Raw genomic sequence first — 24,932 nt, 5'->3', positions numbered from 1 at the left:
TCCCTCTCCCCGAACGGGAGAGGGGATTGAGAAAAGGACATTCCCATGCGTGAAGCCGTTATCGTTTCCACCGCCCGCACGCCGATCGGCCGGGCCTATCGCGGTGCGTTCAATGCGACGCCGTCGCCCACCTTGGCTGGCCATGCCATTGCCCACGCCGTCAAGCGTGCCGGCATCGACGGCGGCGAGGTGGATGATGTGGTGATGGGCTGCGCCCTGCAACAGGGTGTTCAGGGGGGCAATATCGCCCGTACCGCCTTGCTGCGCGCGGGCCTGCCGGTAACGGTTTCGGGCCAATCGATGGATCGGCAATGTTCGTCGGGCGTGATGTCGATCGCGACAGCGGCCAAGCAGATCATCGTTGATGGCATGCAGATCACCATCGGCGCCGGCGTCGATTCCATCTCGATGGTGCAGAACGACAAGATGCGTGTGCAGGGCGATCCCAGCCTGGTGGCGATGCACCCCAATGTATACATGCCGATGCTGCAAACCGCTGAAGTTGTCGCCAAGCGCTACAATGTCAGCCGCGATCGCCAGGATGAATATGGCTTCCAAAGCCAGATGCGCACGGCTGCCGCCCAGGCCGCCGGCAAGTTCGATGATGAAATCGTGCCGATGACCGCCCAGATGGCGATGGTCAACAAGGAGACCAAGGAGGTCACCACCCACGAAATCACCCTCACCAAGGATGAAGGCAACCGCCCGGAAACCACGCTGGAAGGCCTGAAGGGCCTGAAGCCGGTGATCGAAGGTGGCGTGATCACCGCCGGCAATGCCAGCCAGCTTTCCGATGGCGCTTCGGCCAGCGTGCTCATGGAAGCCGGTGAAGCGGCCCGTCGCGGCCTGACCCCGCTGGGCGCCTATCGCGGCATGGCCGTCGCGGGCCTGGAGCCGGATGAAATGGGCATCGGCCCGATCTATGCCATCCCGAAATTGTTGAAGGCCAACGGCCTGACTTTGAACGACATCGGCCTGTGGGAATTGAACGAGGCCTTTGCCGTGCAGGTCCTGCACTGCGCCGATGTGCTCGGCATCGATCCCGATCTGCTCAACGTCAACGGCGGCTCGATCTCGATCGGCCACCCCTATGGCATGACCGGCGCACGCTGCACCGGCCACGCCCTGATCGAAGGCAAGCGCCGCGGTGCCAAATATGTGGTGGTGACGATGTGCGTGGGCGGCGGCATGGGCGCTGCCGGGCTGTTCGAGGTTTATTGATCGCGCTGCTCCCCACCCCCAGCCCCTCCCGCGAGCGGGAGGGGAGCCGTTCGGTGCTGGTGGGGAGCGCTGGTCATCCGCCCACGCGGCTCCCCTCCCGCTTGCGGGAGGGGCTGGGGGTGGAACGCTTCATGATTCGCCTTTCGCCGCAATTTCGGCCATAGGCCCGCGATGAACATGGACACATTGCCCCCGCCGCTGGCCCAGGCCATTGCCGCGCGCGGTTACGAAGAACTCACCCCCGTGCAAGCCGCCGTGATCGCCGATGAGGCGCGCGGCCGCGATCTGCTGGTGTCGGCGCAAACCGGATCGGGCAAAACCGTGGCCTTCGGCCTTGCCATGGCCGCCGATCTGCTCGGCGATGCCCCGGTGCTGGCGCCGCCCGGCCGGCCGCAGGCGCTGGTGATTGCGCCGACGCGCGAACTGGCGCTGCAAGTCGCCAAGGAACTTTCGTGGCTCTACGCCCCGGCCCGTGGCCGCATCGCCACTTGCGTCGGCGGCATGAATCAATCGGTGGAACGGCGCACCCTGGCCGCGGGCGCGCACATCGTCGTCGGCACCCCGGGCCGTCTGCGCGATCACCTCGAACGCGGCGCCTTGCTGCTCGATCATTGCAAGGTCGTCGTGCTCGATGAAGCCGATGAAATGCTCGACATGGGCTTTCGTGAGGATCTCGAGGAAATTCTCGATGCCGCGCCGCCCACCCGCCGCACATTGCTGTTTTCGGCGACCATGCCCAAGGGCATCGCCGAACTTGCCCGCGATTATCAGAAGGATGCGCTGCGCCTCGCCACCGCCGGCCGCAGCACCGCGCACGCCGATATTGCCTATCAATGCGTCGCCGTCAGCCCAGCCGATATCGAATCGGCTGTGGTCAATCTGCTGCGCTTCCACGAGCCGCCGACCGCCCTGCTGTTCTGCGCGACGCGCGACAATGTCCGCCGCCTGCACGCCAGCCTGACCGAGCGTGGCTTTGCCGCCGTGGCGCTGTCGGGCGAACACAGCCAATCCGAACGCAATCAGGCGTTGCAAGCCTTGCGCGACCGCCGCGCCCGGCTGTGCGTTGCCACCGATGTGGCAGCGCGCGGTATCGATCTGCCCGGCCTGTCCCTGGTGATCCATGTCGAAGTGCCGCGCGATGCCGAAACATTGCAGCACCGATCCGGCCGCACCGGGCGCGCCGGCGCCAAGGGCACGGCCGTGCTGATCGTGCCCTACCAGGCGCGTCGGCGGGTGGAGCGCATGCTGGGCGGCGCCGGGGTGAAGGCCGACTGGGTCAAGGTGCCGACCGCCGAAGCGATCAATGCACAGGATCGGGATCGCCTGCTGGTCAGCATCGGTGAAGGCATCGGTGCACTGGACGAGGATGACAAGCGCCTGGGCGAGGAACTGCTGACCCGTCACGGTGTCGATGAAATCGCTTCTGCCCTGGTGCGCATGCACCGCGCCCGGCTGCCGCAGGTGGAAGAATTGGTTGATGCTGGCCAGCCGCAGTCACGCCCGACATCGCGTGAACGGCCGCAAGCCGGCGAACGCCGGGTGGGCAATGATCGGCGCGGTAACGACGAGGGTGTCGGCCATGGCCAGGGCGGCAATCAGGGCGGGGGCGGCGTGTGGTTCCGGCTGGATGTCGGTCGTCGCCAGAATGCCGATCCGCGCTGGATCATCCCGCTGCTTTGCCGGCGCGGCGGCGTCACCAAGCCCGACATCGGCAGCATCCGCATCCTGCCGTCGGAAACCATGGTGGAAATCGCGCCTGATATGGCCGAGCGCTTCATTGTCGCCTTGCAGCGCCATGCCACCCGCCAGGGCCGCAGTGCCGAGGACCAGATCGCCATCGAGCCGGCCGGGGGGCCACCCGCACCCCGCCCGCCGCGTCCGCCCATGCATGCGCGGCCGCATGCGCCGCGCAAACCGCCTCACCGCGGCGCGGCGTAATCGATCCGGGCAGAACCGCGCGCCTCGACCGGCAGGTAAAGGCCCTGGCCCAGCGCCAGTATCTTGCCATGGCGGACATCGCGCAGTTCGCCGCCCAGCGTGAAATCACCGATTTTCACCGCCGTCAGCTTCTTGTCGATCTTGGTCATCAATTTGCTGTAATCGTGGCCGAAATCCTGCGTCAGTGCCTGTTCAAGCGCCAGGCGAACCGGATCGGCCACCGCGACGGCCAGCAGCAACGGCAACTGCATGCCCTCGGCATGATCGGCCACCAGTTGCAGATCGCGGATCAACACGCGCTCGCTGCCCGGTGCCGTTTCGGCGCGCGCAGTCAGCCAAACGCGGCCACGCGTGTCGAGCAGTTGGTATGGCCCGCGCGCGGCGATATCCAACCCGAGCGCCAGCCGGTCGCTGCCCGTGGCATAAAGCGTCGGCCGGCCAAAGCTGACCTTCACGCGGCCGATCTGCGGCACGGTGATGCCTCTGGCGGACAGCTTCGCCAGCGCCTTGGCGATCACCGGTTCCAGTGTGGCATAGTCAGACAGCACGGCGGTGTGCAGCACCAGCCCGCCCCCGCGCCCGCCCTTGGCGCGGGTGATGGCGGGCAGCAGGGTCGGATGGGGCCGCGGCGGTGCCGGGCCCAGCGCCACTTCGGCAATCGCAGTCAGCACGGCATCGATGTGCAGTTGATCGCCTTCGACATAAATCGTGCCGACGCGCAGGCCCATCGGCGTCAACCGCAGCCAGGCGGTCGGGTTGTGACGGTTCAGCGATTCCACCGTGAACCCCTGCCGCCAGAGATCGTCGATCTGGTCCTTGATGGCGCTATTGGCCAATGTGCGGGTCAGTGCGATTTCGGCCTTGGCCAGCACCGGCGCCAGCTTGCGATCGATCTTCTCGGTGAAGCGGATGCGCTGGCCCATGAGGGTAACGCCTGGCTCCTGCTGCCAATCATAGGCGAGCTGGATGCGCGCCGTCAGCCGGCCGTCGGCGGTGAGGGCTGGGCGCAGTTCAGCGGTGACCAGCGCGGCGGCCGTGGCGGTTTCGTGGCTGATGATGCCGCCGATGTCGCGCGCCTGCACCACGGCCGACAGCGGCATTTCGAGATGGATCAGCGGCCCGCGCCCGGTCAGCCGGATCGGCCCGCGCACCACATCGCCGACAATCCGGCATTTGATGTCCGGCGTGATTTTCACGTCTGATTTGAACAATTTCAGCCGAGCGGCCGGCACACAGACGCGGCCAGGTTCGTCGATGGCCCACAATTGTGCGGGCACCGCATCGTTAATGGCCCGCGCCAGAAAGCTGAGCGGCAGGCGCACCGGCAGCGCGATGCTGGACACGGGCGGCACGGATATCCGCGTCGCAGCGGCCCGCGGTGGCGGCGCGCCCAGATCGATCCGGCCGGAGCGCCAGCCCGGTTGCAACTGCCACAGCGTCAACCCGATGATCAGTGCCGCTGCCAACCCCACGCACAGCCACCGCCTGGCGATCACGCCTCCAGGGCCAGCAACGCAAAGCTGGCCAACCAATGTTCCCCGGCATAGTCGCCCGCGATGTGTGGCAGCGCGGCGTCCAGATGCGCGTCGGCCGTGGCTTGCAGCACGGGCGCGGCCGGCGCGCCGGCGCCCAGCGTGGCGGCCAGCCGTCGCATCGCCCAGGCGCGCGACAGGTTGAGGCCATCGAGGTGCGCGATCTTGCCGTCGCTGCGATCGGATACGCTGGCCGGGGTAAAGAGGCTGGCCGGTCGCCGTTGCGCAATGTCGGGCAGAAAGGCTTGGATCCAGATCTGGAATTCGGCGTCCGGCAGCAGGCTGGCCATTGCCAGGGCTTCGGTGAGCGCAGGCGACAGGAACGCGTCGCCATCGGGCTCCCAGGCTTGGGCGCCGCGATCATGACCGTACCAGTCGCGGGCTCGATCCGCCATCAGGGCCAGCAGCGCCGGATCATGGTCGCGCGCCCATTCGCTGATCAGCACCAGTGCGAACGCCGTACTGCCATGGCTGCCAGTGCGGATCGGGTAGGTGAGGCGCGGCAGATGTGCCCGCCAGCGCGCGGCGAAATCTTCGGCCAGCGGCGCGAGAACGGGCGCGAATGCGCTGTTTTGCCGGGCCATTTGGGCGTGCAGCATCAACAGCCAGGCCCAGCCATAGGGCCGTTCGAAGCCGCCGGATTCGGCCCGCGTGAGATAGGCGCGTTCGGCCGCCACGTTTTCGGCGGTGAAGGTCGCGGCCGCCAGCGCGCGTGTGTCTGCGGCGCGCGCATGGTCCGGAAACCGCGCCAGCAGCCGCATCAGCAGCCACCAGCCATGCACGCAACTGTGCCAATCAAAGCTGCCGAAGAAGATCGGGTGGAGTTCGCGGGGGCTGCGCGCGTCGGCGTCGCTGGCAAGTACATGATCGAGCTTGTGCGGATATTCGCGAGTCACATGGCCCAGCGCGATACCGGACATGCGGGCAGCCTGATCAGAACTCAGGATCATTTGAACGCAAACCCCCAGATCATGGCGGTATTGAACAGCCACATGGCCACCGCTGTCGGCCACTGTGCCTTTATGACTGCGTATCGATCCGAAAGTTCCAGCAGGGCGGCCGGCACGATGTTGAAATTGGCGGCCATCGGGCTGAGCAAGGTGCCGCAGAACCCGGCCAGCATGCCGACCGCGCCCACCACCACCGGATTGCCGCCCATGGCCGCCACCAGCACCGGCAGGCCGATGCCGCCCATCATCACCGGAAAGGCAGCAAAGGCATTGCCCATCAACATGGTGAATAGCGCCATGCCGCCGGTGAAGGCCAGCACGGCGGCGAGGCGACTGCCTTCGGGAATGGCCAATGGTGCCAGCGCGCCGACAATATCCCCAACACCGGCCACGGCAAACACTGCGCCCAGGCTGGCCAGCAACTGCGGCAGGATCATCGCCCAGCCGACGCCTTCGGCCAGCCGCCGGCCTTCCTGCACGGCGGCGCTGGCCGGCGGGCGGAACCAGATCAGCAGCACCGCAGTGGCGATGACGGCGCCCAACCCCAGGCTGATCAGCGTCACCTGTTTGGGATCAACCAGGCCGCCGAGGCGCGGCAGCAGAAAGGTGCCGCCCAAGGCCACGCCCGGCACGATCAGCGCCGGCAGGAACAGCCGGTTGCCCCAGCGCGCGGTTTGCCGCTGGCGTTCGGGCTCCGTGCTGGTGGCCGGACGCCCCTTGCCAGGCGCGCCGGACAGCGCCAGCGCCACCAAGGCCAGCACAGCCAAGCCATTGCCGAAATCGCCGAACCGGTCGCCGACAAGAAATTCCGCCGCGATTCCGCCCCAGAAGGCTGCCGCCCGCCAGCGCCGCGGATGCTGCCGATCGAGCAGGGTCGCCGCCGCCCAGCCGGCGAACACCAGGCCGGTCAGCGTGTAGAGTTCGGGCAAACCGATCATTTCAGCCGCCACAACCGGAACCCGTGCACCAGGAAGGCCGCGATCGCGGTGGGGATCGCCCATACCGACAATTCCAGCGGCTGCACGATGATGCCAGCGCCTTCCAGAAAGCCCTTGATCAGCAGGATCGATGCGATGGCGAGGAAGATATCCTCGCCGAAGAACAGCCCGACATTGTCGGTGGCCGCGGCCATCGCCTTGATCTTTTCGCGGGATTCCTTGGTGATGGCAGGGTCATCCCGTATGGCGGCGGCTTCGACCATCGGGGCGATCAGCGGCCGTACGGTCTGCGGATGGCCGGCGACATGGGTAAGGCCCAGCGCTGCCGTGATCTGGCGCAGCGCCATGTAAAACAACAGGATGCGCGACGCCGTGGCCGCGCGCGTGCGGGCGATCAGGCTGCGCGCCTGTTCCTGCAGGCCGGCGCGTTCCATCAGGCCGATCACCGGCAGCACCAGCCAGGGCACCGAGACATAGCGGTTCTGGTGAAAGGCCTTGCCGAGCGCGGCGATCACTTCGGAGACGCCGAGGCCGGCGCCGAGCCCGCTGCCGAACGCTGCGGCGACGACCACGGCCAGCGGATTGGCGCGCAAGGCAAATCCGATGACGACGATGGCAATGCCGGCCAGCGGCCAGAAATTGGTCGCGTCCGTCACGCCTTTGGCAGCCGAAAGCCTGCACTGGCCCGCGCCACGGCCACGCCGTCGGCCAGCACCATGGCGTGGGTGACGACGGTGTGGCCGTGAATCGAAACATGATCGGTTTCAAAGGTCAGCCAGGCGCCAAGGGCGGCCTTGCCGAAATAATCGATCGACAGGCTGGTGGTCACCGGGCTGGCCGGTGGGCTGGCGTGCAGCGCGGCCGACAGGCCCATGGCATTATCGGCCAGTGCCGCAATTACGCCGCCGTGCAGCAGCCCGCGCCCGTTGCAATGACATGTGGCCACATGGAGCCCGAGGATGAAGGCCGTGGGCGTGATGCGCGCGAAGATCGGGGCCCAGGCATCGGTGACAGGGCTTGACCGCAAGTGGGGCGAAAAGCCGTCCGGAATATCGGGTTGGTTCATGGGATCGCTCCATATCCACCGCCGAAACCACCACCGCCGGGCGTTTCGATGACGATGCAATCGCCCGGCTGCAGTTCGGCACGGGCGCAGGCGGCAAGCTGCTCGATACGGTCATCGCTGCGTTCCACGTGCGCTGCGCCGGGCAGGGCATCATCGCCACCTGCAAGGCCAAACGGACGCGTCAAGCGGCGGCCGGAGAGCAGGGAGGCGGTCATGGCCTCGCGGAACCTTATGCGGCGCACCACGCCGTCGCCGCCCGGCCAGTGACCGGCTCCGCCCGAACCGGGCCGCACGCTGAAATCTTCGACCAGCACCGGAAAGCGGGTTTCGAGCACTTCCGGGTCGGTCAGGCGGCTGTTGGTCATGTGGGTCTGCACGGCGCTGGTGCCGGCAAACCCGTCTCCGGCGCCGGCGCCGCCGCAAATTGTCTCGTAATATTGGTGGTTTGCATTGCCGAAGGTGAAATTGTTCATGGTGCCCTGGCTGGCCGCCAGCACCCCCAGTGCACCGAACAATGCATCGGTGATGATCTGGCTGGTTTCGACATTGCCCGCCACCACGGCGGCCGGCGCGGTGGGGCGCAGCATGGTGCCTTCCGGCACGATCAGGGTGAGCGGGCGCATGCAGCCATCGTTCATCGGCAGGTCGCTGCCCGCCAGACAGCGGAACACATACAGCACCGCGGCCTGCGCCACCGAGAAGGGCGCATTGAAATTGTCCGGCAATTGCAAGGATGTGCCGGTGAAATCGATGGTGGCGCTGCGGGCGGCGTGATCGATGCGCACCGCCAGATTGATCTGCGCGCCATTGTCCATGGCCACGGTCATCGCGCCGTCGCGCAAGCGCGAAATGGCGTCGCGAACCGCGGCCTCGGCATTGTCCTGCACATGGCCCATGAAGGCGCCGACGGTCGCGCTGCCTTCCAGGCGGCACAACTGGGCCAAGGCTTGTCCACCGCGCGCACAAGCGGCGGCCTGCGCCTTCAGATCGCCAATGCAGCGCGCCGGGTTGCGCGCCGGCCACGGGCCGCTGGCCAGCAGGGCGAGCATCTGGTCCTCAAGGAAATTGCCTTCATCGATCAGCAGGATATTGTCGATCAACACGCCTTCTTCGCTGATCGTGCGGCTGTCGGGCGGCATTGATCCGGGGGTGATGCCGCCGATGTCGGCCTGATGCCCGCGTGCGGCGACCCAGAAGCAGAGCGCCCCGTCAACGAACACTGGCGCAACCACGGTCACATCCGGCAAATGCGTGCCGCCGGCGAACGGGTTGTTCAGCACGAACACATCGCCCGGCCGGATGCCGCGCGTGTGCCCGGCCCATTTCGCCATCACGGTGCGCACACTGTCTCCCATCGAACCCAGATGCACCGGCATGTGCGGGGCGTTGGCGACGAGATGGCCTTGGCCGTCAAAGATGGCGCAGGAAAAATCCAGCCGTTCCTTGATGTTGACCGACCAGGCGGTGGTTTTGAGCGCTTCGCCCATGTCTTCGGCGATGGCCATGAAACGGTTGGCGAAGAGTTCGAGTTTGATGGGGTCTACGGGGGCCGGGGTTGGCGACCCCTCTCCCGGCTCGCCTGGCGGCGGGTCGCCCTCTCCCTGCCCAGAAGCATTGGGGGGAGAGGGGAATTTGGTGAGCACCAGGTTCAGCGCTGCGTCCACTTCGGCCTGCCAGCCCGGTTCGACCAGCGTGGTGCCCGCATCATCGAGGATGCAGGCCGGGCCGGCGATGCGCCAGCCGATCGGCAGGTTGGCGCGCGCGTAAAAGCCTGTGTTGCGCCATTCCCCGCCCAGAAACACCGGCCGCGTGGCGAGGTGCGGGGCGCCCTTGCCGACTGTTGCGGCCATGTTCGGCACCAGCGGCGTTTCGCCCACCGCTTCGGCGATCAGCGCGTCCACCACCAGATCGGCGCCGGCCACCACAAAGCCGAAGCGCCGGGTTTGCGCGGCGGCAAATTCATGCGCCAGCACGTCCGGCGCCGCCAGGGGCAGGGCGATGCCGCTGTCGCTGCCGGCATAGCGGATGCGCGCCCGCACCTGCACATCGGCCACGATTTCGCCCTGTTCGGCCAGCGCGGCGCGCGCCTGCTGCGCCAGCGCCGCCGCCGGGCCAGCAAGATCCAGATCGGGCACCAGTGGCAGATTGAGCGTGCGTTCGCGCACCACCCGGCATTCCGCCAGCCCGATACCGAATGCCGACAGCAGGCCGGCCAGCGGATGGATCAGGATGCGCGTCATCCCCAGTTGATCGGCGATGGCACAGGCATGCTGCCCGCCGGCCCCGCCAAAACACGCCAGCGTGTAGCGCGCCGCATCGTGGCCGCGCGCGATGGAAATCCGCCTGATCGCCTGCGCCATGGTTTCCACCGCGATGGCGCGCGCCCCGGCCGCCAACTGTTCCGCCGGCTGGCAGAGTTCGGCGGCCAGCGCGGCAAAGCCGGCCCGCACCGCATCGGCATCCAGCGGCTGCTGGCCATCATGGCCAAACAGCGCCGGGAACAGATCAGGCTGCAGGATGCCGATCAGCACATTGGCATCGGTGATGGTCAGCGGGCCGCCGCGGCGATAGGCGGCCGGGCCCGGCACCGCACCGGCGCTGTGCGGGCCGACCTTCAAACGGCCTGCTGCATGCGTGATGATCGATCCGCCGCCGGCCGCCACCGTGTCGATCTTCAGCATCGGCACACGCAGCGGCACGCCAGCGATCATCACCTCCTCGGCGCGTTCATACTGGCCATCCCACAGCGACACATCGGTGGAGGTGCCGCCCATATCGAAGCCGATCAGCCGCGTTTCGCCAGCGCTGCGCCCGCTCGCGGCCATGCCGACAATGCCGCCGGCAGGGCCCGACAAGATCGCATCGCGGCCATGGAAATGCCCGGCACGCGCCAGGCCGCCGTTGGATTGCATGAAATCCAGCCTCACCCCCGGCAGCCCGGCAGCGACCCTGTTCACATAATCGCGCAGTGGCGGCGACAGATAGGCATCGACCACGGCGGTGTTGGCGCGCGGCACCAGCCGGATGACCGCGCCGACCTGATGACTGGCGGTAATCTGGGTGAAGCCGATGCTGTGTGCGATGTCCGCCACGCGCGCCTCGTGCGCCGGATGGGCATGGCCATGCAGGCAGGCGATGGCGATGCTGCGATAGCCCGCGTCATAGGCCGTTTGCAGCGCGGTAGTGGTGGCGGCCTCGGCCAATGGCCGCAGCACCGTGCCGTCGGCCGTCATGCGTTCGTCGATCTCGATCACGTCGCTGTACAACGGCTCGGGCTTTTCGATCCGCAGCGCAAAAATCTGCGCACGGGCCTGGTGGCCGATCAGCAGCGCATCGCGGTGGCCGCGGGTGATGGCCAGCACGCATGGCGCGCCCTTGCGTTCGAGCAGGGCGTTGGTCGCCACCGTCGTTCCCATGCGCACGGCGGCAATCGGCGCAACATCAGACCCCCGCAGCCGCGCGATGCCGGCCAGTGCGGCGTCAGCATATTGTTCCGGCGCATGGCTCAGCAGCTTGGCCGTGGCCAAGCCGCCATCGGGTCGCAGCGCCACGATATCGGTGAAGGTGCCGCCGCGATCGATCCAGAATTGCCAGCCTGCCATCGACCCTGTGGTGGCGGGACGGGCAGGGGCGGTCAAGGGGGGCACGCCAGCCCAAGTACAGCTTTCCGCCGCCAATGGCCGGATGGGCCGGCGGAGCGGGCACACAAGTTTTGCTGTCAGGCGACGGAATTCTTTGTCGCTTGCGGCTGTTCGGGCGATGGGGGAGGGTGATGGCGGCAAGGTGGCCGTTGGGGAGACATGGGTTGTTCGAATGGATCGCCAGCTTTGATTGGAATGCGATCCTGCCGTATGTCGGCATCGGCTTTGCGGCGCAGTTGGTCGATGGCGCGCTGGGCATGGCGTTTGGCATCATTTCCTCCACCCTGCTGATCAGCCTGATGGGAGTGCCGCCGGCGCGTGCGTCGGCGGGGGTGCATCTGGTGGAGATTTTCACCACCGGCGCATCGGGGATCAGCCATATCGTGCTGCGCAATGTCGATTGGCGGCTGTTTGCGCGGATCGCGGTGCCGGGGGTGATCGGCGGGGTGGCGGGGGCCTATCTGCTGGCCAGCATCGATGCATCGGCGGCACGTCCGTTCGTGATGACCTATCTGGCGTGCATCGGCGTCTATCTGCTGGTGAAGGCGCTGCGCTATCCGCCGCCGCAGGGCAGCCCGCGCCATGTGGCGCCGCTGGGGCTGATCGGCGGGTTCCTTGATGCTTCGGGTGGCGGCGGCTGGGGGCCGGTGGTCACGTCCAACCTGCTGGTGCAGGGTGCCGAAGTGCGGCGCACGGTCGGCACGGTCAACAGCGCCGAATTTCTGGTGACGCTGGCGATTTCGGCGACCTTCGTTTCCACCATCGGGCTGGAAGCGTTCACCACGGTCACCGCCGGCTTGCTGCTGGGGGGATTGCTGGCGGCACCGCTGGGCGCGCTGGCGGTGCGGGTGATGCCGGTGCGGGGCCTGATGCTGATGGTCGGTGTGGTGTTGACCGCGACGAGTGTGTTCAGCCTGGTGCGCCTGATCAGTTGATGACGTGACCGGAGGTCACGGCGCCATAAATTCCAGGCTGAGCCGGCGGAACAGCGGGGCGTGACGCCGACGAACGCCTGCAACGTGGTGGCAGAATGCGCCTGGTTGGCAAAGCCGCGGCCTGAAGCGATATCGGCCATTGAACGCGCGCAACATGGGCCAAAGCGCGGCTGACTGAATTGCCGATACGATCAGCGTATCAAGGCATTTGCACCGTTTTTGGGTCAGCAAAGGCCTGCAGCGCCGCCAGCAGGTCCAGCGCTTCGCGCGGGGTGATGCTGTCGATATCAATGGCGGCCAGTTGTTCGCGCAAAGGGTCTGCAGCGGCAGCGACAGCGGCGGGGGCGGCGAAGAGGGGGAGGCTGTCCACGCCGGCGGCGATCCCGCCGGTCTGGTCGCGGCGCGCTTCGAGGCGGGACAGCACGGCGCGGGCGCGGGCGAGGACGGGGGCGGGCACACCGGCCAGGCGGGCCACCGACAGGCCATAGCTCTTGTCGGCGCTGCCCGGCACCACCTGGTGCAGGAACACCAGATCGCCGCGCCATTCGCGCACCTTCACTGTCACGCTGGCAAGGCCGGACAGTTTCGCCGTCAGCGGCACCAGTTCATGATAATGGGTGGCAAACAGGCAGCGGCACTGGAGATCATCGTGCACCGATTCCAGCACGGCCCAAGCAATGGCCAGACCATCATAGGTGCTGGTGCCGCGGCCGACTTCGTCCAGGATGACCAGGCTGCGATTGGTCGCCCCCGTCAGGATGGCGGCGGTTTCGACCATCTCGACCATGAAGGTGGAACGGCCTTGCGCCAGATCGTCGGCAGCGCCGACGCGGCTGTAGAGCCGATCGATGATGCCGATATGGGCGGACGCAGCCGGCACATGACTGCCGGCCTGGGCCAGCACGGCGATCAGCGCGTTCTGGCGCAGGAAGGTGGACTTGCCGGCCATGTTGGGGCCGGTCACCAGCCAGACCCGGGCGTCGAACGACAGGTCGCAATCATTGGGCGTGAAGCGCGTGCCCGAGGCGCGCACGGCCAGTTCCACCACCGGGTGACGGCCAGCCTGGATGGCAAAGCCCGTGCTGTGATCGACCGTGGGCCGGCACCAGTTTTCGGACGCCGCCAGTTCGGCCAGGCCTGCGCCGACATCGATGCGCGCGAGCGCGGCCGCGGTTTCCACGATGGCAGACTGCTGGCAGAGGATGGCGTCGCGCAATTCCTCGAGATGCGCGGCTTCGGCGGCCAGTGCATGATCGGCGGCGCTGGCGATGCGGCTGGCCAGATCGCCGAGTTCCGGGCTGCTGAACCTGACCGCGCCCGCCATGGTTTGCCGGTGGATGAAGCCGGAGCTGGGCAGCAGCAGCGGATCGGCACGGGCGGCGGGCACTTCGATATGATAGCCCAGCACATTGTTGTGGCGGATCTTCAACGCCGAGATGCCGGTTTGCGATTTCAGCCGGGTTTCCATGGCGGCCACGGCCGAGCGGCCGTCGCGGGCGGTTTCGCGCAGCGTATCGAGTGCGGCGTCAAAGCCGGGGCGGATGGCACCGGGCAGTTCCAGCGGCGGGTCGTCGGCAAGGGTGCGCGCCAGTTGCTCGACCAGCGCGCCGATCTGGCTGCCCTCTGCCCCGATGCGTGCCAGCGTATCGGCCAGCAGTGCCGGCGGCCCGGCCAGCGATGCGCTGGCGGCGAGCGCGCGCTTCAGCGCCAGGGCGCCGGCAAGGCCTTTGTGCAACTGGCCCAGATCGCGCGGGGACCAGCGGCCGATGGCAATGCGGGCCAGTGCGCGGGCCACGTCGGCCAGGCCCTTCAGCGTGTCGCGGGTGGCGGCGCGGGTGATGGGATCGGCGACGAACCAGCCAAGCAGATCGAGGCGGGCATTGATGGCTGCGGCGTCGGTCAAGGGTGCGGCGATATCCTCGCCCAGTTGCCGCGCGCCGCCTGCGGTGACGGTGCGATCGATGGCGGATTCAAGGCTATGGCGCGCTTGCCCGCGTGCCAGTTCCAGGCTGGCGCGGGTGGCAGCATCGATGGCCATGGTGCTGCCCGGCAATTCGCGGCGTGGCGGCAGGATCAGCGGCGCTGCTTCGCGTGCGGTTTCCTGCACATAGGCCAGCAACGCGCCGGCTGCGGCGAGTTCGGCCTTGGTGAACTGGCCCCAGCCGTCCAGCGTGACGACGCCGAAACGGGATTTCAGCGCGGTTTCGGCGCGGGCGGCGCTGAAATCGGCCGAGGGGCGGGGGGTGCCGATCTGGGCGCTGCCTTCGGGCACCAGGGTTTCGGCGGGGTTCAGGCGCGCAAGTTCGGCCTTCAGATCGGCGAGGCTGCCGGCGCGCATGTGGAAGGCGCCGGTGGAAAGGTCCAGCCAGGCGAGTCCGGCGGATTGGTCTTGGTCATTCCCAGCCCCTCCCGCAAGCGGGAGTGGAGCAGATAGCGCCGCCAGCCAGTTGGCGCGGCGCGGTTCGAGCAGGCCGGCTTCGGTGACGGTGCCCGGCGTGACAATGCGCACGATGGCGCGGGCGACGACGCTCTTGCCGCCGCGCTTCTTGGCCTCGCGCGGGTCTTCGATCTGTTCGGCAATGGCAACACGGTGGCCGGCGCGGATCAGGCGGGCGAGATAATTTTCATGGGCATGGACCGGAACCCCACACATCGGGATCGGCTGGCCAGCGTGCTCGCCGCGTCTGGTCAGCGCGATGTCGAGCGTGGCGGCAGCGGCAGCGGCATCGTCGAAGAACAGTTCATAGAAATCGCCCATGCGGAAAAACAACAGCGCATCGGGCACCTCGGCCTTGATGGCCAGATATTGCGCGATCATCGGGGAGGCTGCGGTCACGGACACAGCGATAGCGCGGGGGGCGGATGCCGTGAAGGGGGCGCTGCGTGCCCGGGCGGCATTTGCGCTTGCCCCTTTGCTGCCACAATCCTATCGCTGGAGTGACGGGGTTTTGAGCAGGCGTGTGCGATGAGCAGCAAGAATGACACAGGCAGCGATCAGGATTTCGGCGACCGCGAGGCGCTGATCTACCACCGCTCTGGCAAGGCCGGGAAGATCGAGATCGTGGCCTGCAAGCCGATGGCGACGCAGCGCGATCTTTCGCTGGCCTATTCGCCCGGGGTTGCCGCCCCGGTGCGCGCCATCGCTGCCGATCCCGATGCCGCCTATGATTATACCATCAAGGGCAATCTGGTCGCGGTGATCTCCAACGGCACCGCCATCCTGGGCCTCGGCAATCTCGGCGCGCTGGCATCGAAGCCGGTGATGGAAGGCAAGGCGGTGCTGTTCAAGCGCTTTGCCGATATCGACAGCATCGATCTGGAAGTCGCCACCGAGGATGTCGACAAGTTCATTGCCTGCGTGGAGCTGCTGGAGCCGTCGTTCGGCGGCATCAACCTTGAGGATATCAAGGCGCCGGAATGCTTCATCATCGAAACCACGCTGAAGGAGCGGATGAATATCCCGGTCTTTCATGATGACCAGCACGGCACCGCCATCGTTGCGGCCGCTGGCCTGATCAACGCCCTGCACCTGACCGGACGCCGGCCGGAAGATGTGAAGATGGTGGTGAACGGCGCCGGGGCGGCGGCGATTGCCTGCACCGAACTCATCAAGCTGTACGGCGTCAAGAATGTGCTGATGTGCGACACGTCGGGCGTGATTTACGTCGGCCGGCAAAAGGGCATGAACCAGTGGAAATCCGCTCATGCCGCCGTCACCGAAGCGCGCAGCCTGGAAGAGGCCATGGTGGGCGCCGACGTGTTTCTGGGCCTGTCGCAAAAAGGCGCAGTGAGCGAAGCGATGGTGGCGGCGATGGCGCCCAACCCGATCATCTTTGCCATGGCCAACCCCGATCCGGAAATCACCCCTGAAGAAGTGCAGAAGGTGCGGCAGGATGCGATCGTGGCAACCGGGCGCAGCGATTATCCCAACCAGGTCAACAATGTATTGTGCTTCCCCTATTTGTTCCGCGGCGCGCTCGATGTGCGGGCGACCGCCATCAACGAGGACATGAAGCTGGCTGCGGCCAACGCCATCGCCAGCCTGGCGCGCATGCCGGTGCCCGATGAAGTGGCGGCGGCCTATGGTGGCAAGGCGCGCACGTTCGGCCCGGAATATATCATCCCGGCGCCATTCGATCCGCGCCTGATCGAACATATCCCCACGGCCGTCGCCAAGGCGGCGATGGCATCGGGCGTCGCCCGCAAGCCGTTCTTTGATGAAGAGGCCTATCGCCAGGAATTGCGCGGGCGGTTGAACCCCACCACGTCGATCCTGCAGGGCGCCATCGAAAACGCGCAAAGCCGGCCAAGGCGCGCGGTGTTTGCCGAAGCCGAACAGGATGTCGTGCTGCGCGCTGCCATCAACTGGCGCAACAGCGGTTACGGCACCCCGGTGCTGGTCGGCCGCGAAGCCCCGGTGCGCGAAGGGCTGGCACGGCTGGGGGTCGAAGATCCCGACAGTTTCGAGATCCACAACAGCGCGATTTCGCCATTGGTGCCAGCGATGGTGGATTATCTGTACGATCGTGTGCAGCGCCGCGGCATGCTGCACCGCGATGTGCAGCGCATGGTCAATCATGAACGCAATGTGTTCGGCGCGCTGCTGGTGGCCATGGGCGAAGCCGATCTGATGCTGACCGGCGTCACCCGCAATTTTGCCACCACCTATCGTCAGGTGCGCCAGGTGATCGATCCGATCCCCGGCCAGCGTCCGTTCGGCATCCACATGCTGGTCGGCAAGCAGCAGACGATCTTCATCGCAGATACCACGGTGACGGAACGGCCGACGGCGCAGACGCTGGCGACCATCGCCATCGAAACTGCGGCCGTCGCGCGCCGGCTGGGCCAGGAACCGCGTGTCGCCTTCCTCAGTTACAGCAATTTCGGCAACCCGCGCGGCGAGTTTGTCGACAATCTGCGCGGCGCCATCGAATTGCTTGACCAGCGCCAGGTCGGCTTCGAATATGAAGGCGAGATGTCGGCAGATGTCGCGCTCAATCCGGCGATGCGGGCGCAATATCCGTTCAGCCGCCTGTCAGGCCCGGCCAATGTGCTGATCATGCCCGGCCTGCACAGCGCCAATATCGCGGCCAAGTTGATCAAGGAAGTCGCGAACCTGCGCGTGGTCGGCCCGATGCTGGTGAACATGTCGAAACCGGTGCAGATCGTGCCGATGAACAGTTCGGCTGGTGATATCGTCACGCTGGGCGTGCTCGCGGCCACCGGCGTGGTGTGTTGAAGCCGCCGATCCTGCTGGTTCACGGCATGTGGTCGACCCCGGCCACATTCTCTCGGCTGCGTCTGGTGCTGGAGGCGGCTGGACACGCCACGCATGCACCGGCGCTGCCCTGGCACGACCGGCCTGCCAGCCTGCCGCCGCCGCCCGATCTGGGCACGCTGTCGATCACCTCTTACGTCGATTATCTCGTCACCGAAGCCGCTGCCTTGGGTCAGCCGCCGGTGATATTGGGCCATTCGATGGGCAGCTTGCTGGCGCAGCTGCTGGCGATGAAGGTGCCGCACGCTGGCCTGGTGCTGCTGTCGCCGGCGGCGGCGGCCAATGCGCAGGCGGCCAGCATCGATCCGCTGCGCACCATGAAGAATGTCGTGACCAAATGGGGCTGGTGGGAAAAGCCGACGCTGTTCGATGACGCCGGCGCGCGATGGGGCTGCTTCAACGGTGTGCCCGAAGCGGTGACGGCGGCGGAAACCGCGGCGCTGGTGTGGGATTCGGGGCGGGTGCTGGCCGAAATCGCGCTGCCACCGCTGTTCGGCAATGTCACGCGGGTGGATTATGCACGGCTGACCCGGCCGGCGCTGGTGGTGGTTGGAGCCAAGGACCGCACCACGCCGCCCGGCATCGCGCGCGCCACGGCGCGGCAATTGCCCGGCCGGGTGGATTATCAGGAAATCGCGCAAGCGCCGCACTGGCTGTTCTGGGGCGAACTGGAGCAACAGGTCGGCGCCATGGTGACGGGGTGGCTGAACACACGCGATTAGCAGCCGCGCTACGCAAGGAAGCGGCGCGGCTGGGCTTTGCCGCGCTGGGCGTGTGCAGCGCTGAAGCAGTGCCGCAGGCCGGGGTGCGGCTGCGCCAATGGCTGGCCGAAGGCTGCCATGGCGAGATGATCTGGATGGAGGGCCGCGCCGACGAACGCGCGTCGCCCAGGGGCCTGTGGCCGGCGGTGGAGCGCGTCATCATGCTCGGCACCAGCTATGCGCCGGCGCTCGATCCGCTGCGGTTGGCGGGGGTGGGCGATACCGGCGTGATCAGCGTCTATGCCTGGAACCGCGATTATCATGATCTGATCAAGAAACGGCTGAAGGCGCTGGCGCGCTGGCTGGTGGCGGAGGCGGGCGGGGACGTGAAGGTCTTCGTCGATACCGCGCCGGTGATGGAGAAACCGCTGGCCGCCGCCGCCGGGCTGGGCTGGCAGGGCAAGCATAGCAATCTTGTGTCGCGCGAACACGGCTCGTGGCTGTTTCTCGGCGCGATCTACACCACGCTCGACCTGCCGGCGGATGCGCCGCATGTTGACCGTTGCGGCAGTTGCACGCGTTGTCAGACAGCGTGCCCGACCGATGCCTTTCCAGCGCCCTATCGGCTCGATGCGCGGCGCTGCCTGGCCTATCTGACCATCGAAAATGCCGGGCCGATCCCGCTGGAATTCCGCGCGCCCATGGCCAACCGCATCTATGGCTGTGACGATTGCCTCAGCGTCTGCCCGTGGAATCGCTTCGCGCAGGCGAGCGAGGAGCCGGCGTTCCTGCCCCGCGCCGAACTGACCGCCCCGAAGCTGGCGGACTTGCTGGCGCTGGATGATGCCGCGTTCCGGGCGCTGTTTTCGGGCAGCGCCATCAAGCGTATCGGCGTGAAGCGCTTCATCCGCAATTGCCTCTATGCGGCAGGTAACAGCGGCGATGTGGCGCTGCTGCCAGCCGTCCATGCGCATCTGGGCAGCGATGATGCGGTTGTGGCAGACGCTGCGGCCTGGGCGACGGCACAATTGGAGGGCACAGCATGAGCATCCCCACAGGCACCGCGCGGCTGGCGGCGCTGCAGATCGGCAGCCGGGCGACCACCGCGGAGACGCTGGACGCGCTGATGGCGCGGCGCAGCGAGCTGATCGACGCCAGGCCCGACGTGCTGGTGCTGCCCGAAGCGCTGCTCGGCGGATACCCTAAGGGCGCGGATTTCGGCGTGCGGCTGGGTTATCGCACGCCGCCGGGGCGTGAGGCCTTCCGAAGCTACTGGGAACAGGCGGTCGAGCTGGATGGCCCGGAGGTGGCGGCGCTGGGGGACCTGGCGGCGCGCATCGGCACGTCCATGGTGGCCGGTGCGATCGTGCGCGAGGGGGCAACGCTGCAATGCACGGCGCTGTATTTCACGCCGGATGGGGCGCTGGCTGGGCATCGCCGCAAACTGATGCCGACGGCCGCCGAACGGCTGATCTGGGGGCAGGGCGGTGCGCAGGATGTGCGCAGCTTCGACAGCCCTGTGGGGCGTATCGGCGCGGTGATCTGCTGGGAAAATTTCATGCCCCGCTTCCGCGCCGCGCTTTATGCGCAGGGCGTGACCTTGTGGGCGGCTCCCACGGTGGATGACCGGCCGCAGTGGGAAGTGGCGATGCGCCATATCGCCCATGAAGGCCGGTGTTTCCTGGTGGGCGCCTGCCAGTGGCTGCCGCCATCGCAAATGGCGCTGGGCGAACCGATCACGCTGATCGACCGGCCGCACGATGCCCCGCTGATTGCCGGCGGCAGCTTGATCGTGTCGCCGATGGGCGAGGTGCTGGCCGGGCCATTGCGCGGTGGCGAGGGGCTGGTCACCGCCGAGGTTGATCTGGCCGATATCGTGCGCGCCCGCTTCGATTTCGACGCGGCCGGCCATTATGCCCGGTCTGATCTGTTTGGGACCGACATGTTCCGGCTGGACGTTTTCGGGCCGGCAGGCTGAAACTGCCGGCAAGAGGAGAAAGCATGACCGATTCCCTGTTCATCGGCCTCTCGGACGAAGACGTGCCACAGGTGCTGGTGCTGAAACGCGCCAACCGTCACGGCTTGATTGCGGGGGCCACCGGCACCGGCAAGACGGTGACACTGCAGGGCCTGGCCGAAGGCTTCAGCCGCGCCGGGGTGCCGGTGTTCCTTGCCGATGTGAAGGGCGATATCGCCGGCATGGCCAAGGCCGGCAGCGAGGCGGCGGGGTGGACCGGCAAGCGCGCGGCCGAGCTGAAGATGAACGATTATGATTATGCCGCCTGCCCGGTGGTGTTCTGGGATTTGTTCGGCAGCCAAGGCCACCCCATCCGCACCACGATTTCCGAAATGGGGCCGCTGCTGCTGGCACGGCTGATGGGGCTGAACGACACGCAGGAAGGCGTGCTGACCATCGCGTTCAAATATGCCGATGAAAACGACATGCTGCTGCTCGATCTGGAGGATCTGCAGGCGATGCTGGCTTGGGTGTCTGACAATGCCAGCGAGCTGTCGAGCAAATACGGCAATGTCACCAAGGCCAGTGTCGGTTCGATCCAGCGCCAGTTGCTGCAACTGGAAACCCAGGGCGGCGCGGCGTTTTTCGGCGAGCCGGCGCTGGAGATCGCCGATTTCATCGCACTGGATGGGCGCGGGCATGGCCGGGTCAACATCCTGGCGGCCGACAAGCTGATGCAGAGCCCACGGCTTTATGCGACATTCCTGCTCTGGTTGCTCTCCGAACTGTTCGAAACACTCCCGGAGATTGGCGACCCCGACAAGCCCAAGCTGGTGTTCTTCTTTGACGAAGCGCATCTGCTGTTCGACGAGGCGCCCGATGCGCTGCTCGACAAGGTGGAGCAGGTGGTGCGGCTGATCCGGTCGAAGGGCGTCGGCGTCTATTTCATCAGCCAGAACCCGATCGATACTCCCGAAAAAGTCGCCGGGCAGTTGGGCAATCGCGTGCAGCATGCGCTGCGGGCGTTCACGCCGCGCGACCAGCGCGCCATCAAATCGGCGAGCGAGACATTCCGGCCCAATCCGCGCCTGGATGTGGCGAGGGTCATCACCGAGATGAAGGTGGGCGAGGCTTTGGTCTCCACCCTGATGCCCGATGGCGCGCCGTCGCCGGTGGAGCGCACCCGGGTCGGCCCGCCACGCAGCCGTGTGGGGCCAATCACGGCCGGCGAGCGCATGGACGTGATCAACGCCTCGCCGTTCGCCGGCAAATATGACGAGGCTGTAGACCGCGAATCCGCCGCCGAACTGCTGGTGATGAAGCGCGAGGACAGCGCGGCGCAGGCGCAAGCCGAAAAGCAGGCAGCGCTGCAAGCCAAGCTGGACGCACAGGCCGAACGGGAAGCGGCGAAGGCCGAGGCGCAGGCGGCCCGGGAAGCCGCGCGGCTGGCCGCGCAGCGCGAGCGGGAAGCGGCTCGACTGGAAACCGCGCGCGCCCGCGCCGCCGCCCGGCCCAGCGCCACCGAAAAGGCCATCGCCGCGGCCACGCGATCAGCCGCCAGCAGCATCGGGCGGCAATTGGCAGGATCGCTGGGCAAGAGCCTGGTGCGCGGGATATTGGGGAGCCTGTTCAAATAGGCGTGTTCCCACCCCCCAACCCCTCTTGGCTGCGGGAGGGGCGCCGTGTGGGCTGGCAGGGCAATTGTGCCCCGATGACCAAACTCCTCCCCTCCCGCTTGCGGGAGGGGCTGGGGATGGGCATGCTGTCGCGACACCTTGGGGAGATTGACATGACCACTACGCGCAAATGGCTGCTGAAATCCCGCCCGCACGGCGCCTTGCAGGACCGTGATTTCGATCTTGTCTCAATGCCCCTGCCCGAAGTTGGCGACGGGCAGTTCCTCGTCAAGCTCAGCCATTTCAGCTTCGATCCCACCCAGCGCGGTTGGTTGGGTGGCGATACCTATCTGCCGGCCGTGCCGATCGGCGGCGTGGTGCGGGCTGGCGGCATCGGCGAGGTGGTCGAAAGCCGCCATCCCAGATTTGCCGTGGGCGATATCGTGCAGGGCACGTTCGGCTGGCAGGAACATGCGCTGAGCGATGGCATGACCGAAACCGGGCCGGTAACGAAATTGCGCGCCGGGATCACGCCGGAACAGGCGCTGGGCGTGTTCGGCGTCACCGGGCTGACCGCCTGGTTCGGCCTGACCGAGATCGGCAAGCCGAATGCCGGTGATACCGTGCTGGTCTCGGGCGCCGCTGGCGCGACCGGCAGCGTGGTGGTGCAGGTGGCCAAAGCGCTGGGCTGCAAGGTGATCGGCATCGCGGGCGGCCCGGAAAAATGCGCCTGGGTGGTGGAACAGGCCGGCGCGGATGCCTGCATCGATTACCGGGCTGGCGGCGTCGGCCGGGCCATCCGCGAACATGCGCCGAAGGGCGTGAACGTGGTTTTCGAAAATGTCGGCGGCGAAATCCTCGATGCCGCGCTGGCCAATCTGGCGCTGAATGCGCGCGTCGTGCTGTGCGGCGGCATTTCCAGTTACAACGATACGGCCGAGGATCGCACGCCGGGCCTGCGCAATTACATGAACCTGACCGTGATGCGCGGGCGCATGGAAGGCTTCATCGTGCTGGATTTCGCCAAACGTTATGGCGAGGGCGTGGCGGCCCTTTCGCAGCTGATGGCCGACGGCAAGCTGAAGACCGCCGAGGATGTGGCCCATGGTTTCGAGAATTGCCCGGCCACGCTGCGGCGTCTGTTCGAAGGCAAGAATTTCGGCAAGCAATTGCTGAAGGTCTAGAAAATCCCCGGCAGCTCGCGCTGTGCCGCGCTTGGCGCGCTGGCCAGCAGCGGCTGCCGGCCCAATGACTGTTCGCGCAAATCGGTGCCGCTGCTGGCGATGGCCGTACAACTGCTGCCGCGCAGCGCGGCGATTGCGGTGCTGATCGACGTTTCAGTCCGGCCGAACGGCTCGTTGAACCGATCGGGCGCAGCGCAGGTGCGGCCCCCGCGGGTTGGCAGCAGCGGCGCCAGGCCGTTGTAATAATCGCCCTGGCGGTTGGCGTTTTCGGTGGCGAAGGCGACGATGCGCAGCCGATCATCGCAGGCGGCGCGATCGACGGCGATCTGGCCGACCGGCTTGCCGGACGTGTTGCCGCCGACCAGGATCAGATTTTCGCGCAGGTAAGGCAGCATGGCATTGGGCACCAGCTCGCTGGCCGAAGCGGAGGCCGATGTGGTGATGAACGCCAACCCGGTCGGCGAAACGGCTTCGGTGGTGAAACGGAACAGGCGGGTGCTGTTGTTCACCGATTTCGATGGCCGGAAGGTGGTGAAGCTGAACACGTCGCTGCCCAGGCGATTGCCGCCGAGCAGATCGCCCATCACTTCGGCGGTGCGCACCAGGCCACCGCTGTTATACCGCACGTCGATCACCACACGGGTGATGCCTTCGGCACGGAAGCGTGCGAACGCGCTGCGCAGCGGGGCCTCGGCGCTGGTGATGAAGGTGCGCAGGTTCACATAGCCGATCTTGTCGCCGCCATCGTCGAACACCAGGCTGCCAAAGCGCGGCGACAGGGGCGGAATATCGAACACGGCGCGGGTGATGGTGACCGTGCGCACGGCGGCATCGCCGCGATTGCGCAATTGCAGCGTGCGGGTGACGCCAGCGGTCGATGGCCCCAGCGCGGTCGAGACAGCAGCGCTGCCGCCGCGCGCGAACAGATCGGTCACCGTTTCCAGCGTGGTGGGGCTGGTGCCGACGGCGATGATCTCGTCGCCGCGGTCGATGCCGGCGGCAAACGCTGGCCCGGTTTCGAAGGCGTCGATGATGTACGTGCGCCGCGCCGCGCTGTCATAGTCCAGGCGGATGCCGAAGGCGGCGGTCTGGCCGGTGGCGTTGAAGGCATTTTCCTCGGCGATGGAGGTGATGTAGGTGAAGCCACGATCCTTGCCGGCCGCGCGCGCTGTGGCGGTGAGCGCATCGATATAGGCCTGCACCGTGCTGAAGGGTGCGGGATCCAGGCTGGCCGGCAGATCGGCCGGGAAGAGATAATTCTCGCGGATCTGCGCTTCGACCCACAATTGCCGTTCGCGCAGGGAACATTGCGATGTTGTGGGGGTGGGTGTGGGTGTTGGCGTTGGCGTTGGCGTTGGGGCGACCGAGCCGCCGCCGCCACAGGCCTGCAGCAACAGGCTGGCAACGATCATGGCCGAAACACCGGACACGCGAGACAGGAATTTCATGGGCCAGTTGTGACGGTGAAGTGGCCGGCTTGTCCAGCGCGCCGCAGAAGAATTTTGCCGCAGCCTGGCGCAGCGGTGGCTAGCGAGGCCTTGACGGGGGCAGGGCGGCCCACCATATCGCCTCCAGCTGCTGGCACTCACTTGAAGAGAGTGCCAGCAGCACCCGGATTTGGGCATCACGCCCGCAAACGAAAAGAGGGAATTATGGCATTTCGTCCGCTCCATGACCGTGTGCTCGTTCGCCGCGTCGAAGCCGAAGCCAAGACCGCTGGCGGCATCATCATCCCCGATAGCGCCAAGGAAAAGCCGCAGGAAGGCGAAGTCGTTTCTGTCGGCACCGGCACCCGCGCCGATGACGGCACCATCACTGCGCTGGAAGTCAAGGCCGGCGACCGCATCCTGTTCGGCAAGTGGTCGGGCACCGAGGTCAAGCTGAATGGCGAAGACCTGCTGATCATGAAGGAAAGCGATATCCTGGGGATCATGGGCTAATCGCCTGACCCGATTTTCGCGACCGAAACCAATTT

The 24,932-nt window shown here is 66.7% G+C and carries 18 protein-coding genes; 10 read left to right on the top strand and 8 right to left on the bottom strand.

The genetic code is table 11. The features are described 5' to 3' along the window. Positions 1 to 45: 45 nt before the first annotated feature. Both ABWP22_RS06775 and ABWP22_RS06770 read left to right on the top strand, forming a co-directional pair. Positions 46 to 1,221 carry an acetyl-CoA C-acyltransferase gene (locus tag ABWP22_RS06775; protein ID WP_353199201.1) on the top strand — a complete coding sequence of 392 codons (1,176 nt, stop codon included), beginning with the start codon at positions 46 to 48 and terminating at the stop codon, positions 1,219 to 1,221. A 171-nt stretch (positions 1,222 to 1,392) separates the two neighbouring features. Continuing rightward, a complete protein-coding gene (locus ABWP22_RS06770; RefSeq protein WP_353199200.1) occupies positions 1,393 to 3,159 on the top strand; it encodes a DEAD/DEAH box helicase in 1,767 nt (588 codons plus the stop codon). On the opposite strand, the gene ABWP22_RS06765 is transcribed toward ABWP22_RS06770, so the two are convergent. The 6 genes from ABWP22_RS06765 to ABWP22_RS06740 are packed head-to-tail and all read right to left on the bottom strand — an operon-like array spanning position 3,141 to position 11,247. After that, the gene (locus tag ABWP22_RS06765; RefSeq protein WP_353199199.1) at positions 3,141 to 4,655 is read right to left on the bottom strand and encodes a DUF4403 family protein; all 1,515 of its coding nucleotides are present in this window, start codon (positions 4,653 to 4,655) and stop codon (positions 3,141 to 3,143) included. The genes ABWP22_RS06770 and ABWP22_RS06765 overlap by 19 nt on opposite strands. Next, positions 4,652 to 5,641: a DUF2891 domain-containing protein gene (locus ABWP22_RS06760; RefSeq protein WP_353199198.1), complete on the bottom strand. Its 990-nt coding sequence runs from the start codon at positions 5,639 to 5,641 to the stop codon at positions 4,652 to 4,654. Before ABWP22_RS06760 ends, ABWP22_RS06765 begins: the two co-directional genes overlap by 4 nt. Beyond that, positions 5,638 to 6,579, bottom strand: a complete 942-nt coding sequence (locus ABWP22_RS06755) for a DUF979 domain-containing protein (protein ID WP_353199197.1) — start codon at positions 6,577 to 6,579, stop codon at positions 5,638 to 5,640. Before ABWP22_RS06755 ends, ABWP22_RS06760 begins: the two co-directional genes overlap by 4 nt. Next, a complete protein-coding gene (locus ABWP22_RS06750; protein WP_353199196.1) occupies positions 6,576 to 7,235 on the bottom strand; it encodes a DUF969 domain-containing protein in 660 nt (219 codons plus the stop codon). Before ABWP22_RS06750 ends, ABWP22_RS06755 begins: the two co-directional genes overlap by 4 nt. Then, positions 7,232 to 7,645 (bottom strand): PaaI family thioesterase, encoded by a 414-nt coding sequence (locus ABWP22_RS06745; protein WP_353199195.1) that lies wholly within the window; start codon positions 7,643 to 7,645, stop codon positions 7,232 to 7,234. Before ABWP22_RS06745 ends, ABWP22_RS06750 begins: the two co-directional genes overlap by 4 nt. After that, the gene (locus tag ABWP22_RS06740) at positions 7,642 to 11,247 is read right to left on the bottom strand and encodes a hydantoinase B/oxoprolinase family protein (RefSeq protein ID WP_353199194.1); all 3,606 of its coding nucleotides are present in this window, start codon (positions 11,245 to 11,247) and stop codon (positions 7,642 to 7,644) included. The genes ABWP22_RS06745 and ABWP22_RS06740 overlap by 4 nt, the downstream gene beginning before the upstream one ends. Positions 11,248 to 11,450: 203 nt before the next feature. On the opposite strand from ABWP22_RS06740, the gene ABWP22_RS06735 reads away from it, so the two are divergent. After that, complete coding sequence (locus ABWP22_RS06735; protein WP_353199193.1) at positions 11,451 to 12,221, top strand: sulfite exporter TauE/SafE family protein; 771 nt, start codon at positions 11,451 to 11,453, stop codon at positions 12,219 to 12,221. A 199-nt stretch (positions 12,222 to 12,420) separates the two neighbouring features. On the opposite strand, the gene mutS is transcribed toward ABWP22_RS06735, so the two are convergent. After that, positions 12,421 to 15,039, bottom strand: coding sequence for a DNA mismatch repair protein MutS (mutS, locus tag ABWP22_RS06730; protein ID WP_353199453.1), 2,619 nt, complete (start codon positions 15,037 to 15,039; stop codon positions 12,421 to 12,423). Between the two features lie 147 nt (positions 15,040 to 15,186). Between mutS and ABWP22_RS06725 the strand changes: the two genes are divergently transcribed. From ABWP22_RS06725 to ABWP22_RS06700, 6 genes are all read left to right on the top strand, one after another. Next, the gene (locus ABWP22_RS06725; RefSeq protein WP_353199192.1) at positions 15,187 to 17,460 is read left to right on the top strand and encodes an NADP-dependent malic enzyme; all 2,274 of its coding nucleotides are present in this window, start codon (positions 15,187 to 15,189) and stop codon (positions 17,458 to 17,460) included. Then, positions 17,457 to 18,221, top strand: a complete 765-nt coding sequence (locus ABWP22_RS06720) for an alpha/beta hydrolase (protein WP_353199191.1) — start codon at positions 17,457 to 17,459, stop codon at positions 18,219 to 18,221. The genes ABWP22_RS06725 and ABWP22_RS06720 overlap by 4 nt, the downstream gene beginning before the upstream one ends. Next, on the top strand, positions 18,200 to 19,246 hold the full coding sequence (gene queG / locus ABWP22_RS06715; protein ID WP_353199190.1) for a tRNA epoxyqueuosine(34) reductase QueG: 1,047 nt from the start codon (positions 18,200 to 18,202) through the stop codon (positions 19,244 to 19,246). Before ABWP22_RS06720 ends, queG begins: the two co-directional genes overlap by 22 nt. Then, positions 19,243 to 20,178 carry a carbon-nitrogen hydrolase family protein gene (locus ABWP22_RS06710; protein ID WP_353199189.1) on the top strand — a complete coding sequence of 312 codons (936 nt, stop codon included), beginning with the start codon at positions 19,243 to 19,245 and terminating at the stop codon, positions 20,176 to 20,178. Before queG ends, ABWP22_RS06710 begins: the two co-directional genes overlap by 4 nt. Positions 20,179 to 20,201: 23 nt before the next feature. After that, the gene (locus ABWP22_RS06705; protein ID WP_353199188.1) at positions 20,202 to 21,794 is read left to right on the top strand and encodes a helicase HerA-like domain-containing protein; all 1,593 of its coding nucleotides are present in this window, start codon (positions 20,202 to 20,204) and stop codon (positions 21,792 to 21,794) included. A 152-nt stretch (positions 21,795 to 21,946) separates the two neighbouring features. Further along, positions 21,947 to 22,957, top strand: a complete 1,011-nt coding sequence (locus tag ABWP22_RS06700; protein WP_353199187.1) for an NADP-dependent oxidoreductase — start codon at positions 21,947 to 21,949, stop codon at positions 22,955 to 22,957. On the opposite strand, the gene ABWP22_RS06695 is transcribed toward ABWP22_RS06700, so the two are convergent. After that, positions 22,954 to 24,405 (bottom strand): S41 family peptidase, encoded by a 1,452-nt coding sequence (locus ABWP22_RS06695; protein WP_353199186.1) that lies wholly within the window; start codon positions 24,403 to 24,405, stop codon positions 22,954 to 22,956. The genes ABWP22_RS06700 and ABWP22_RS06695 overlap by 4 nt on opposite strands. Positions 24,406 to 24,609: 204 nt before the next feature. On the opposite strand from ABWP22_RS06695, the gene groES reads away from it, so the two are divergent. Beyond that, the gene (gene groES, locus ABWP22_RS06690) at positions 24,610 to 24,897 is read left to right on the top strand and encodes a co-chaperone GroES (RefSeq protein ID WP_353199185.1); all 288 of its coding nucleotides are present in this window, start codon (positions 24,610 to 24,612) and stop codon (positions 24,895 to 24,897) included. The last annotated feature ends 35 nt before the right edge of the window (positions 24,898 to 24,932 follow it).

Source organism: Sandarakinorhabdus sp. (assembly GCF_040398665.1).
Classification (GTDB): domain Bacteria; phylum Pseudomonadota; class Alphaproteobacteria; order Sphingomonadales; family Sphingomonadaceae; genus Sandarakinorhabdus.
Note: the sequence above shows the minus strand (reverse complement) of the source record. Positions and strands in the feature narration are given on the sequence as shown.